The organism is Halobaculum sp. CBA1158 (genome assembly GCF_021431925.1).
Taxonomy (GTDB): Archaea; Halobacteriota; Halobacteria; order Halobacteriales; family Haloferacaceae; genus Halobaculum.
Genome location: NZ_CP090372.1, coordinates 58,269 through 71,139, shown reverse-complemented (window position 1 = coordinate 71,139; position 12,871 = coordinate 58,269). Strand labels below are relative to the sequence as shown.

Here is a 12,871-nt window from a genome sequence, read left to right as displayed (position 1 = left end):
GGCCGTTTCCGGCATCCCTCGTTCTCCGCGTTCTCCACGTATACCGCCGTCTCAGTCGCCGCCCTCGGCGACGTACCGGAGGCGACCGCCGGCCGCGAGCACGTCGCGATCCGTCTCGGACAGCGCCAGGTCGACCGCAAATGACCCCTCGTCGGTTCGGACGGTCACGGACTCGTCGCCGGCGACGACCGCCTCGCGGAGCCCGTCGACCGCGACGGCGTCGCCCTCCGCGAGCGCGTCGCGATCCGCGGCGTCGCGGAACGCGAGCGGGACGACGCCGAAGTTGACGAGGTTCGCGCGGTGGATGCGCGCGAAGCTCTCGGCGATCACGGCGTCGACGCCGAGGACGGCGAGTTCGAGCGCGGCGTTTTCGCGGCTGGAGCCCTGCCCGTAGTTCTCGCCGGCGACGACGACGCCGCCGTCGGCCGCGGCGGCGCGGTCGGCGAACTCGGGGTCGATTCGGGCGAGCGTGTGCGCCGCACACGCCTGCGGGTCCGACCACAGCGACATGACCTCGGCGGTCGCGGGGACGATGTGGTCCGTGGTCACGTCGTCGCCGACGACGATGAGCACCGGACCGGCGATCGACTCCGCCAGCGGGGTCCCCTCCGGGATCGTGCCGATCGTCTCGCCGCGGTCGACCGCGACCGACGGGTCCGGGCCGAGCACGTCGGTCTCCCCGCCGGTCATGTCGTCCGGAAGGGTCACCGTCGGCGGCGACAGGTCCGTCTCGCGGGGGTCGACGATCTCGCCGGCGACGGCGCTGGCGGCCGCGACGGCCGGCGAGCAGAGGTACACCGCGTCGTCCTCGGAGCCCGAACGACCGGCGAAGTTGCGGTTGAACGCCCGGAGGCTGACGCTGTCGGGCGCGGGGACGTGCCCCTGGCCGATGCAGGGGCCGCAGGTGCTCTCCGAGATCCCGACGCCGGCGTCGTACAGCGCGGTCGTGCCGCCCGTCTCCGACAGCAGGCGGACGCTGCGCTTCGAGGCGGGGACGACGACCGCGTCGGTGTCGGGCGCGACCGCCTCGCCCTCGAGGACCGACGCGACGGTCGCGAGGTCGTGATACGAGCCGTTGGTGCACGAGCCGACGAGGACCTGGTCCACGTCGACGCCAGCGTACTCGCCGACCGGAGCGACGCGGTCGGGCATCGACGGCGCGGCCAGGAGCGGCTCGATCGCCGAGAGGTCGACCGCGATCCGGTCGGCGTACTCGGCCCCCTCGTCGGCCGCGAGGGGACGGTAGGCGTCCTCGCGACCGAGCCGCGCGAGGTGCTCGCGCGTCCGCTCGTCACTGGGGAACAGCCCGCTGGTCGCGCCGAGCTCCGTGGTCATGTTCGCGATCGTACACCGTTCGGGAACCGAAAGCGTCCCCACGCCGGGGCCGACGAACTCGTAGACGCGACCGACTCCGGCCTTCACCGAACCGCGCCGGAGCAGTTCGAGGATCACGTCTTTCGCGGTCGCCCACGCCGGAAGCTCGCCGGTCAGTTCGACGGCGACGACCTCCGGCACCTCGACGGCGTACGGCTCGCCCGCCATCGCGACGGCGACATCGAGGCCGCCGGCACCGATCCCCAGCGCGCCGAACCCCCCCATCGTCGTCGAGTGCGAGTCGCTGCCGAGCAGGGTCGCGCCCGGTTCGATGAACCGCTCGCGGTGGACCTGGTGGCAGATGCCCGCGCCGGCCTTCGAGAAGTGACCGCCGTGGCGACGCGCCACCGTCCGGAGGTAGCGGTGGGTATCGGCGTCCGCCTCGTTGATGCCGTACACCTGGTGGTCGGCGTAGGTGACGACGGGGTCGATGCGGACGGCGTCGAGCCCGAGCGCCTCGAACTCCATCCACACGAGCGGGCCGAGCACGTCCTGAAGCAGCACCTGGTCGATGTCGATACCGACGGTCGCCCCCGGCGCGATCTCCCCGTCTCGGAGGTGATCGCGCAGGACCCGCTCGGTCGCCGTCGAGGCGTCGGAACTCATTGCTCGGTCGAGATCCGCCCACCGAGAGATTAAGCGTTGCGTCGGGATATCACCACGACGCGGCTCTCTGATGTGTCGTCGTCGGCTTCGCGGCGACGCGGCACGTTCGGGATTGCGACGGCGAGGCATCCCGGCCGCGACGGCGCTTCGATCGGCCGTTCCGCCTCCGTCAGAGGGCCGTTTGATGAAGCGACTCGTTCGTCATCAGCGAACGATGAGGAGACACGTATTCGGATCGCGTCCCTCAATCCGCTCACTCGCGAACGACCGGATCGGCGAACGACATCGAGAACGCGATCGAAAGCGTCCGATCGGGATCGGAAGCCGACCGTCGGCTTGTTACAAGTGTACGTATGTAATGAACGTGCGTGTGGAATACGGAGTCGACAGCGGCGTATCGGGCCGGTTTTCCGAGTAAGATCGCTCGACAGAGCGGTCTGACGGGCCACAGGGTTCTCATAATATCGTTCGTTGCTATCGAACGCGTTTTGTCGGGTGATCGGGAGTGCCACGTCGGGGGCGACGGCGCGAAGCACGGCCGGAAGCAAGTGGATCGACGGTAGAACGCCGCGCCGAGACGGAGCTACTGCGGCCGATCGTCCCGCCCCAAAAGCGTTAGTACGGCCCGTGCGGTGGTGTGCACATGGAACGGGACACGGACGGGACGAGGGGCGTCAAGTCCGACGAGACGCTTTTCGCTCTCGTCGAACAGATCCGTGAGTCAGAGGGCGCGGGCGTGACGGAGTTGGCGGACGCGCTGGGGTTGGCCAAGAGCACCGTCCACGGCCACCTGTCGACGATGCGCGAGCACGGGTTCGTCGTGCGGCGCGACGGCGAGTACCGCCTCGGTCTGGAGTTCTTCGGCCACGGTCAGTACGTCCGGACGCAACGAGCGGTGTACGACGTCGCCCTCCCCGTGCTCGACGACCTGGCCGAGGAGACCGGGGAGACGACGTGGCTGATGGTCCACGAGAACGGTCGGGTGATGGTGATCGACGGGCGCGCGGCCGGCGCGGAGATCAACGTCAACTCCGTGGTCGGGTCGTGGGCGCACATGCACGCCAACTCCGGCGGGAAGGCGATCCTCGCGCACCTCCCGACCGAGGAGGTCGACGAGATCGCCGCCGACTCAGGGCTGCCGGCGATGACCGACGCGACGATCACCGACCGCGAGGCGCTCGCGACGGAGTTGGAGACCGTGCGCGAGCGCGGCTTCGCACTCAACCTCGGGGAGGACCTCCGCGGGATCCACGCGGTCGCGGTCCCGCTGTTCGACGGCGACGAGGTGCAGGGCTCGATCGCGATCGCCGGCCCGGCGCACCGGGTCGACCGCGACCGCTGCACCGGCGAGTTGGCCGAGCGACTCGGGGCGGCCGCGGACGACATCGAGGTCGGCCTCGCGTACCGCTGACGCGGGGGAACGACTCGCCGCGCCGGTGAAGACGACGGGCTACCACGGCAGCCGACCGGCGATCGCGCAGGAGGTTCCGACGCACAGACCCAGAAACGCGAGTCCGGCGAACGGGTACGACGCGGCCATCTGGACTCGGGTCGCTCGACCCGGCGACGCGCGTGCGCTCGCGATCCCGGCGACGAACGGGACGACTGCCGACGGAAGGACCGGACGGGGAAGCGCTCCCGCGGCGACGCCGGCGACCGTCACAGCCCCGGCGGCGGCGACCAGTCCGGCCGCCAGCAGGGCCGCCCCGGCGTCGCCGACGACCACGGGGACGGTTCGTTTGCCGATCCCGGCGTCGAACGCCCGGTCGAGTCGGTCCAGCGTGATCGTCGCGCCCGCGAGCAGCGCGACGAACGCGACGGCGACCCACCCGACCCGGGCCGGGAGCGCGCCGGTCTGTGCGACGTAGCCGCCGACGATCGTCAGCCCGACCGCGACCGGGTAGTCCAGCGAGACGGTGACGGGGTTCGTGTCGAGGTACGGCGCGTGCGCCAGTCCCAGCAGCCACAGGGGGAGCGTCAACGCGGCTGGAAGCGGGCCGGCGAGCGCCCACAGCCCCACAACCGAGAGCAGGAAGCCGGCGCTGGCGGCGACAGTAGCCGCCCGGAGCGCGGAGGGGGGAACGGCGGGGTCCTCCTCGCCGCGGACGTACGCGTCGACGCGCTCGTCGCGAAGGTGGGCGACGTACACCGCGAGGGCGGCGCAGGCGACGTGGAGTCCGGCGACGACGGGGTCGACCGCCGGGGCGAGGAGCGCGCCGAAGGCGGCGGTCGCGACGGCCGGAGCCATGAACCGGGGCTTCACCTGCGTCGCGAGCGCTCGGACCGGCGATCCCGCCGGCGATCCGGGCTCGGCCGGCCCCCTCGGATCTCCCGCCTCTCCCCGATCCATACCGGTCGCACGCCTCCGAGCGTGCGAAAGCCTGTCGGTGACGGCCCGACGGGTCCCGACAGCCTCCGGTCGCGATCGTCTCGTCGGCGACGCACGTGGACGACCCGACCGACGGCGCGCGCTCGATGGAAGATTTAATACTTCGCGCGAGTGGCTCACACACCACCACGAGCCATGAAGTTTCTCGACGCCTTCCGACGGTCCGTCCGGTGCCACGGCTCCGAGACCGCCGTCATGACCGACGACGGACGGACGTTCAGCTACGACGAACTCGACGAGCGGACCACGCGCCTCGTGAACGCCGTGGAGTCACGGGTGAACGACGGCCCCCTCGCGAGCCTCGGCGTCAACGGCCCGGAGATGATCGAGTCGATGATCGTCGGGCACAAGCGGGGGACCCCCACCGTCCAGCTTCCGTTCCGCGCGAAGGCCGGCGAGTTGGTCCGGATGTGCGAGGCCGCCGACGCGGAGGCGCTGCTGTTCGACGACGCGAACGTCCAGACGGCGCGCGCGATGCTCGACCGCGGCGAGTTCGAGTTCGCGGTCCACGCCGGCGAAGCAGACGTCGATATCGAGGGCGTCGTCGACTACGAGGACCTCCTCGCGGCCGCCGCCGCCGACTCCGACCCCGGTCTCCCCGCCGACGGCGACGCGAGCGTCTTCTACACCAGCGGGACGACGAGCCTCCCGAAGGCCGTGCCGTTCGACGGCGAACAGCTGTGGTACGGCGCGATCCAGGGCGTGATGGAGCACGGCATCGACCACACCGACGTCGGCGTGATGACGACGCCGTGGTACCATATGGTCTCCAGCGACGCCTGGATCTACCCGCACCTGCTCGCGGGCGCGACGGTGCTCGTGCAGTCGGACTTCGACCCGGCGGCGGCGCTGTCGCTGGTGGAGGAAGCGAACGCGACCGGCCTGCTCGCCGTGCCGACGCAGCTGACGGCGATGAACGACGTGGCCGCCGACGGCGACTACGACACCGACTCCCTGACGTACGTCCGCACGGGCGGGTCGGTCGTCAGCGAACAGTTGGTCGAACGAACCCACGAGCACCTCAGCGAGGAGCTGTACAACACCTACGGGATGACCGAGGCCGGCCCGAACCTCTCGTATGCACACCCAGAGGACCAGGAGGGCCACTACGGCACCATCGGGAAAGAGGCCCACACCTACGAGCTGCGCGTCGTCGAGACCGCGCCGATCACCGAGGACCCCGACCCGGAGGCGACCGTCGACGCCGGCGAACAGGGCGAGATCATCGCCCGCGGTCCGGGCATGGCCCGCGGCTACATCGACAACCCCGAGGCCGAAGAGAAGTCCTTCTTCGACGGCTGGCTCCGCACGCGCGACGTGGCCGAGGTCGACGAGGACGGCTACCTCTACATCGTCGACCGCGTCGACAACATGTTCCAAAGCGGCGGGGAGAACGTCTACCCCGTCGAGGTCGAGCACGCGCTCGAAAACCACGAGGCCGTCGACGAGGCGTTCGTCTACGGCGTTGACGACGACCACTGGGGGAAGGTCGTCAGCGCCGTCGTCGTCGTCGCCGACGCGGACGTGACCGGGGACGACCTCGACGAATTCTGTCGCGAGGAGACGGACCTTGCGAACTTCAAGCGCCCCCGCAACTACACGGTCCGGTCGGAGTCGGCGTCGATCCCCCGCACGAGCACGGGGAAGATCAAGCGCGACGCCGTGCTCGACGAGATCGAGGAGTGAGCCGGGCGAGCTAGGGGTCTCGACCCCGGAGTCGGCTTCCGTGTCGGTCAGCCGAACGCGACGGTGAACACGGCGATTTGGATCGGCAAGAGCACGAGTAGCGTCGCCAGCGAGCAGGCAGTCGCCATGCGGATCACCTCGCGGGACTCGACGACGTCCAGTCCGAGCAGCGCCACGAGGACGGCCGACTGGTACGGGAAGAAGTAGGTGACGAGCGTCACCGCCTCCACCATCGCCACGGGCAACAGCGGGACGCCCGCGTCGCGGGCGAACGCGACGAGCACGGGCGTCAGGACGCTCGCGACCGCGAGCCCCTCCATCACGAGCGTCAGTGCGGCCGTGACCAGCGAGACGGCCCCGAGGACGACCGGGAGCGACGCGTCGGCGGGCACGGCGGACAGGATCGCGCCCGCGGCGGCGTCTGTGAAGGCCGTGCGCTGGAGCCCCTCGGCGATGGCGAAGATGGCACCGAGGAAAAAGAGGATCGTGAAGTCGGCGTCGCCGGCGGCCTCCAGGTCGACGACGCCGACCCGCGGGAGGAACACCAGCACCGCCACGACGAGCGCGCCGTACAGCGGGTGGAGGCCGTGGATCGCGTCGGTCGCCCAGATCGCCACGCCGACCAACAGGAACGCGAGCATCCGACGCTCGTCGCCGGCAACCACGCCCTCGTCGGTCGCTTCCTCGCTCCCGCTCGAATTCGGGGTGACAGCAGCTACCTCGCCCGCGTCGGCGGCGAGCGCGTCGCCGGTGGTCGGGCGGTAGAGGGCGTACGCGATGGCGACGACCACGGCCGTTCGGAGGACCGTCATCACCGGACCGAGCCAGACGAGCCACTCGACCCAGCCGATCGAGAGGCCCGCGGCTGACTCCGTGATGCCGGTGATGATGATGTTGCCGAGCGAGCCGGTGAGCACACCGGCACCCGCGTAGTAGGTGACGAACAGCGGCCCGAGGAACAGCCCCACCCGCGCCCGCCGCTGCGTGAAGCGCTCGCCGACGGAGATCAGGACGGGCCCGAGGATCAGCACGCGCACCAGCGCCGAGGGAACGAGGAAGACGAACCCCGCGCCGATGGCCGAGAACGCGACGAGGAGGTAGCGGTACGCCGCCCGCGGGTCGGTCGCTGCCTCCGCCGGCATCACCTCGATCACGCGGCGCTCGACGAGCCCTGCGAGGCCGCTCTGGCGGGTCGCTTCCCCGATGAGAATGCCGAGGACGATCAGCCACGTCGCCGGCGAACGGAACCCGAACAGCGCCAGTTCCGTCGAGAAGTTCACCCCGATGAGTCCGATCCCCACGACGCCGGTGAGCCACGGCGGGACGGGCGTGCCGACCCACAGCGCGATACAGAACGCCGTGATCGCAAGCATCCGTGCCGCCTCCGTCGGCAGGGGTGCAGCCGCGAGTATCGCCCCCGCAGCGACGACCCCGACGGGGACCGAGAGCCACGGGGCGTCGACCGGAAGCCGGGATTCGAGGCGGGCGAACGGGCCGGGTCGGTCAGACATCGTCCTGTGGGTCCGCGCGCTCGCCTCCTACAATAACCCTTCCCTACCGCGGTGACGGCGGCTTCGCTACCGGGATCACGGACAGCTCTTCGCCGGGACGACGGACCCCTCCGGCGTTGGTGATTCGCGAGACGCCGCCCTCGCTGTCGACGGGGAACCGACGCGGCCCGACGCCGAATCGGTGAAAGCCGTCGCGGCGTTCGCCGGCGGGGAAAACGATATGCGGGCCCCGCCGGAACCTCACGTCGTGAACTTACAGCGCCTGTTCGACCCCGACGCCGTCGCCGTCGTCGGGGCGTCGGCCAACGAGGACAAGATCGGCTACGAGGCCATGGCGAGTGCGGTCCGCTTCGACGGTCCCGTCTACCCCGTCAATCCGTCCGGGGAGGGGGAACTGTTCGGCGAGCCGTTCGTCGATTCGGTGACGGACGTGGACGGCGTCGACCTCGCGCTGCTGTGCGTCCCCGCGCCCGTCGTCCCCGACGTGATCGCCGAGTGCGGCGAGGCGGGGGTCGGCGCGGCGGTCATCTACTCCGGCGGCTTCGCCGAGGCCGGCGAAGAGGGCGAAGAACTCCAGCGGACGGTCGTCGACGCCGCCGCGGAACACGACATCGCCCTCCTGGGACCGAACACGAGCGGGTACGTCGTTCCCGGGAGCGACCTGCTGTTCTCGTTCGCCAGCGGGGTCGAGACCGTGCCCGCCGGCGACGTGGCGGTGCTTGCCCAGTCGGGCGGCGTTGCGCACGACCTGGCGTTCCGCTCGACCCGCGAGGGGTACGGCCTCTCGGCGATGGTCGGTCTCGGCAACCGCGCGAACGTCGGCTTCGAGGAGGCGATCGAGTACTTCGACGGCCACGACGACACCGACGCCATCGTGCTCCACGTCGAGGGGACCGACGACGCCCGCGGCCTGCTGGAGACGTGTCGCGACGCCGAGACGCCGGTGGCCGCCTACAAGGTCGGTCAGTCGGACGTGGGCGAGTTCGCCGAGTCGCACACGGGCGCGCTCACGGGCGACCACGACCTCTACCTGGCCGGGTTCGAGCAGTACGGCGTTCCGACGGTCGACTCGACGGCCGCGTTGTTGGACGCCGGCGTCGCGCTCGCACACGAGCCCGAGCCCTCGGGGGCCAACGTCGGCGTCGTGACCGCGCAGGCGGGGCCGGGGATCATCATCGCCGACCGCCTCCAGCGGGCCGGCGCGACGCTCCCGGAACTGGGCGCGGAGACGCGCGAGCGCATCGACGAGATCCTGCCGGGGATCACCTTCTCCGGCAACCCCGTCGACACCGGCCGACCGATGCCCGAGTTCGGCGAGGTCGTCGAAGCGGTCGCCGCGGACGACGCCATCGACGCGGTGTTGGTGTACGAACTGTTCGAGGAGGCCCTTGGGTTCCCGGTCGAGGCGCTCGACGGCCTCCACGAGGCGACGGGAACGCCGGTGCTGTTCGCGACCGAGGGGCCGCCGGACGCGATGGCCGATCAGGTCGACGCGCTCCGGGAGGCGGGCGTGCCGGTGTACGTTCAGCCCGAGCGCGCCGCGGAGGCGACGGCGACGCTCGCGCGCTACGCCGACCTGCGCGAGGCCGGTGCAGTCCCGGAGTCCGCCGCGGAGCAGGGGGTGAGCAGATGACGCCCGTGGACGACGCCGACGACGCCGACGACACCGACGCCGATGACACCGACGCCGACGACGCGAACCCGGTCGCGGCGGCGCTGGCGGACGGGCGGACGACGCTCACCGAGGCTGAGTCGAAGACGCTGCTGCGCGGGGCGGGCGTCGAAACGACCGACTTCGTCATCGCCGACGACGCCGACGGGGCGGTCGCGGCCGCCGAGGAGATCGGGTACCCGGTCGTGCTCAAGGTGTCGTCGCCGGCGGTGACCCACAAGAGCGAGTGGGGCAGCGGCGCGGGCGTCGCCGTCGGCCTCGACTCGGCGGAAGCGGTCCGGAGCGCAGCCGAGCGCATCGAGACCGAGGCGGAGGCGGCCGGCGTCGACGCCCGGTTGCTCGTCGAGGAACTGGCCGACACCGACGCCGGCACGGAGGTCATCGTCGGCGGGCTGCGCGATCCCTCGTTCGGCCCGGTCGTGCTCGCCGGCCTGGGCGGCGTGTTCACCGAGGTGTTCGAGGACACGAGCCACCGGCTCGCGCCCGTCGACCGAGCGGAGGCACGGGAGGCCGTCGAGTCGCTGACCGCGGCGAGACTGCTCGCGGGATACCGCGGGAGCGAGCCAGCCGATCTCGACGCGCTGGCGGACGTAGTCGTCGCCGTCGGCGACCTGCTGATCGAACACGAGGCGATCGTCGAGGTCGATGTGAACCCGGTGCTGGCGACCGGCGAGGGCGCGGTCGCGCTCGACGCGCTCGTGGTGCTCGACGACGACCGCACGGAGGGGGGCGAATGAGCGAGCGCTTCGAGCGGGTGTGGACCGTCCGGTTCTCGGACACGGACCCGTTCGGCATCGCCCACTACCCGCGGATCGTCGACGCGCTCCACGAGACCTCCGACATCTTCATGCAGGAGATCGGGTTCCCCTTCTGGGCGATCACCGAGGACCACGGATACGGGCTCCCGCTCGTCGAGATCGACTTCGAGTTCGAGCGGCCGGTCGAGGCCGGCGACGACGTGACGATCTCGCTCGTCCCCGATCTCGGTACCCGGAGCGTCCGGTTCGACTACGTCGCCCGCCACGACGGGGCGGTCGCCTTCTCGGGGTACGAACAGCGCGTGTGCACGGAACAGGGCGGCGGGTCGCGCGAGATCCCCGACGACCTCCGCGCGGCGCTCTCGTCGTACGCCGAAGACTGAGACGGGGCGGCGGGAGCGCCGCGCGGACCCGTCGAGGTCCGACGACCGAACGACGCCGACGATATGCTTTTGCTTCTCCCGGAGCAAGCCGACACATGGCCGAGTTCGAGAACCCCTACGCCGAGGAGGACCCGTTCGTCCGCGCGCACTTCGACTGTTCGACCTGCGGCGGGAAGCTCTGGGAGTACGCGATCCAGGGACAGATGGTCTGTGAGGACTGTCGGGCCGTGTTCCAGTCGGCGGACGTCTTCGACGCGCAGGCCGAGGTCTGAGCCGGGAGGAACGCTTTCCCTGCCACCCTGGACCCCTGGCACCCCCTACCCCCCATGAGGCGGGACGACAAGCGAACTGCGGGGGACACCGACCGCGACGGCGACCCCGCCGTCCAATACACTTATGAGCGATCTGTGCTACGATCTCACCATGGCTCAGCAAGATCCGGAGGAACTCCTAGAGATGAGCACGGAGACTCGGGAGCTTCTCGAGGAGAACAACCTCCGCCCGCTGTGGGAGGTGGAAGACGACTTCGGGAACACGTTCGGCGACATGGAGCCGGACATCTGGAAGTGGGAGGACATCCAGGCGTCGATCGACGGCATCGAGTCCGACGTGCCGATCGCGGATCTGCCGCCGGGGTTCCAGCGACGGGTCGCCGTTCCGATCAACACCGCCCTCGGGAACGCCATCTCGAACACCATCTACGTCGGCGTGCAGACCGTCTCGCCCGGCGAGACCGCGCCCTCGCACCGACACGGGGCGAACGCCCTCCGGTACACGATCAACGGGAACGAGGACATGAAGACGGTCGTCGCCGGCGAGGAGTTCCCGATGGAGGACAACGACCTCGTCACCACCCCGCAATGGGAGTGGCACGACCACGTCAACGACTCCGACGAGACGGCCGCCTGGCTCGACGTGCTCGACCTGCCGCTCGTGCTCGACTCGCTCAACCGCAAGAACGTCTTCGAGAACCACGAGCTCGAACGCCAGCCCGTCACCAAGACACAGGGGTACTGGGACTCCCAGTACGGCCGCGGGCGGCCGGCAGACGAGAAGTCCGACGGGTCGATCCCCGGGCCGTTCGAGGGGAACAGGGAGCCGACGCCGCCGTACCGCTTCGGCTGGGACGAGATGGAGGAGTCGCTGCGACAGCGCGCCGAGAACGACGACCCCGACCCCCACGACGGCTACTCGCTGGCGTACGTCAACCCCGCGACCGGACAGGAACCGCTGTTCCCGACGATGTCGTTCCGGGCGCAGCTCCTGAACGAGGGGCCGACCGATCCGCACTTCCACAACGCCGTGGAGGTGTACTTCGTCATCGAGGGCGAGGGCGCGACCCACGTCGGCGACGAGGCGCTCGAGTGGAGCCAGTGGGACATCTTCGTCGTCCCGCCGGACGAGATTCACCACCACGAACCGGACGGCGAGGCGATCCTGTTGGGGATGACCGACCGGCCGGTGTTCGAGGCGTTCAACTTCTACGCCGAGGCCGAGCCGTCCTCGTAGGCCGCCCGCCGAAGCGCTCTCCATTCCCGTCCGAGGGAGAACCGTTATGACACAGGGTTATGAGGTATTTCTATGGAAGTAACCCGACCTGACGCCGGAGTTGGTCACCGATGACGACGTTCGTGCTGGTCCACGGAGCCTGGCACGGGGCTTGGGCGTGGTACAAAGTGGTACCCCGACTGGAGAACGCGGGCCACGAGGTCGTCGCCGTCGACCTTCCCGGCCACGGAACCGACACCGGTCCGGTCGCAGAGGCGACGCTGGAGGACTTCGTTGACCGGGTCGACGACGCCGTTCGAGAGACGGACAGCAGGACCGTACTCGTCGGCCACAGCATGGCGGGGATGGTGATCACGGGGGTCGCAGAGCGCTCTCCCGAGGCCGTCGACGCGCTCGTTTACCTCTCGGCGTTCCTCCCCGAGTCCGGCGAGTCGCTCCTCGACTACGCCCAGACCGACGAGGAGTCGGTCGTCACGCGGAACTTCCAGTTGGACGAGGAGGCCGGACTCACAACCGTCGCCGACGACGCGATCGACGAGTCGTTCTACGCGGACTGCTCGCCCGAGGACGTGACGCTCGCACGATCGCTGCTCCGGCCGGAGTCGCTCGCCGCGATGTCCGCGCCCGTGGAGACGACCGAGGACCAATTCGGGAGCGTTCGGCGGGTGTACGTCAGCTGTACGGCCGACCGAGCGATCACGCCTGAGGCGCAAGAACGAATGTACGAGGCGTTGCCGTGTGCGGAGGTCCACACGCTCGACACGAGTCACTCGCCGTTCCTCTCGGCCCCCGGACGGACCGCCGAGGTACTCCTCGAGACCGCGTGAGGTGCCTCCGGACGCGACTCACGGGCGAGGCGGAGACGACCGGACCGTCTCCCGCTCGCGTCGTGCGGGAGATCGATCGATGAACGCGCCACACGCATTCACGACGGGTCGCGGCAAGAAATTACAGATCGCGGCAGAGCGGGCGTTACCCTCGCC

Annotated in this window: 11 protein-coding genes; 8 read left to right on the top strand and 3 right to left on the bottom strand. The window is 70.2% G+C overall.

Translation table 11 applies throughout. The features are described 5' to 3' along the window. Positions 1-51: 51 nt before the first annotated feature. Positions 52-1,980: an aconitate hydratase gene (locus tag Hbl1158_RS15230; protein ID WP_234299728.1), complete on the bottom strand. Its 1,929-nt coding sequence runs from the start codon at positions 1,978-1,980 to the stop codon at positions 52-54. Positions 1,981-2,623: 643 nt separating this feature from the next. On the opposite strand from Hbl1158_RS15230, the gene Hbl1158_RS15225 reads away from it, so the two are divergent. Next, entirely contained in the window at positions 2,624-3,391 is a 768-nt protein-coding gene (locus Hbl1158_RS15225; RefSeq protein WP_234299727.1) for an IclR family transcriptional regulator, read from the top strand. 39 nt (positions 3,392-3,430) lie between these two features. Here the strand turns inward: Hbl1158_RS15225 and Hbl1158_RS15220 are convergent, their stop codons facing one another. Next, complete coding sequence (locus Hbl1158_RS15220) at positions 3,431-4,330, bottom strand: UbiA family prenyltransferase (RefSeq protein ID WP_234299726.1); 900 nt, start codon at positions 4,328-4,330, stop codon at positions 3,431-3,433. 174 nt (positions 4,331-4,504) lie between these two features. Here Hbl1158_RS15220 and Hbl1158_RS15215 point away from each other — a divergent pair, with 174 nt between their 5' ends. Then, positions 4,505-6,055, top strand: coding sequence for a class I adenylate-forming enzyme family protein (locus Hbl1158_RS15215; RefSeq protein WP_234299725.1), 1,551 nt, complete (start codon positions 4,505-4,507; stop codon positions 6,053-6,055). Between the two features lie 47 nt (positions 6,056-6,102). Here the strand turns inward: Hbl1158_RS15215 and Hbl1158_RS15210 are convergent, their stop codons facing one another. Then, entirely contained in the window at positions 6,103-7,566 is a 1,464-nt protein-coding gene (locus Hbl1158_RS15210; protein WP_234299724.1) for an SLC13 family permease, read from the bottom strand. A gap of 247 nt (positions 7,567-7,813) precedes the next feature. Between Hbl1158_RS15210 and Hbl1158_RS15205 the strand changes: the two genes are divergently transcribed. The 6 genes from Hbl1158_RS15205 to Hbl1158_RS15180 all read left to right on the top strand — a co-directional run bounded on the left by Hbl1158_RS15205 (position 7,814) and on the right by Hbl1158_RS15180 (position 12,715). Then, complete coding sequence (locus Hbl1158_RS15205; protein WP_234299723.1) at positions 7,814-9,199, top strand: CoA-binding protein; 1,386 nt, start codon at positions 7,814-7,816, stop codon at positions 9,197-9,199. Further along, positions 9,196-9,975: an acetate--CoA ligase family protein gene (locus tag Hbl1158_RS15200; RefSeq protein ID WP_234299722.1), complete on the top strand. Its 780-nt coding sequence runs from the start codon at positions 9,196-9,198 to the stop codon at positions 9,973-9,975. Before Hbl1158_RS15205 ends, Hbl1158_RS15200 begins: the two co-directional genes overlap by 4 nt. Continuing rightward, positions 9,972-10,379 (top strand): acyl-CoA thioesterase, encoded by a 408-nt coding sequence (locus tag Hbl1158_RS15195; protein ID WP_234299721.1) that lies wholly within the window; start codon positions 9,972-9,974, stop codon positions 10,377-10,379. Before Hbl1158_RS15200 ends, Hbl1158_RS15195 begins: the two co-directional genes overlap by 4 nt. A 95-nt stretch (positions 10,380-10,474) precedes the next feature. Beyond that, entirely contained in the window at positions 10,475-10,651 is a 177-nt protein-coding gene (locus Hbl1158_RS15190) for a hypothetical protein (RefSeq protein WP_234299720.1), read from the top strand. Positions 10,652-10,802: 151 nt separating this feature from the next. Beyond that, a complete protein-coding gene (locus tag Hbl1158_RS15185; protein ID WP_234299719.1) occupies positions 10,803-11,888 on the top strand; it encodes a cupin domain-containing protein in 1,086 nt (361 codons plus the stop codon). A gap of 110 nt (positions 11,889-11,998) precedes the next feature. Continuing rightward, complete coding sequence (locus Hbl1158_RS15180; protein ID WP_234299718.1) at positions 11,999-12,715, top strand: alpha/beta fold hydrolase; 717 nt, start codon at positions 11,999-12,001, stop codon at positions 12,713-12,715. Positions 12,716-12,871 lie beyond the last annotated feature (156 nt).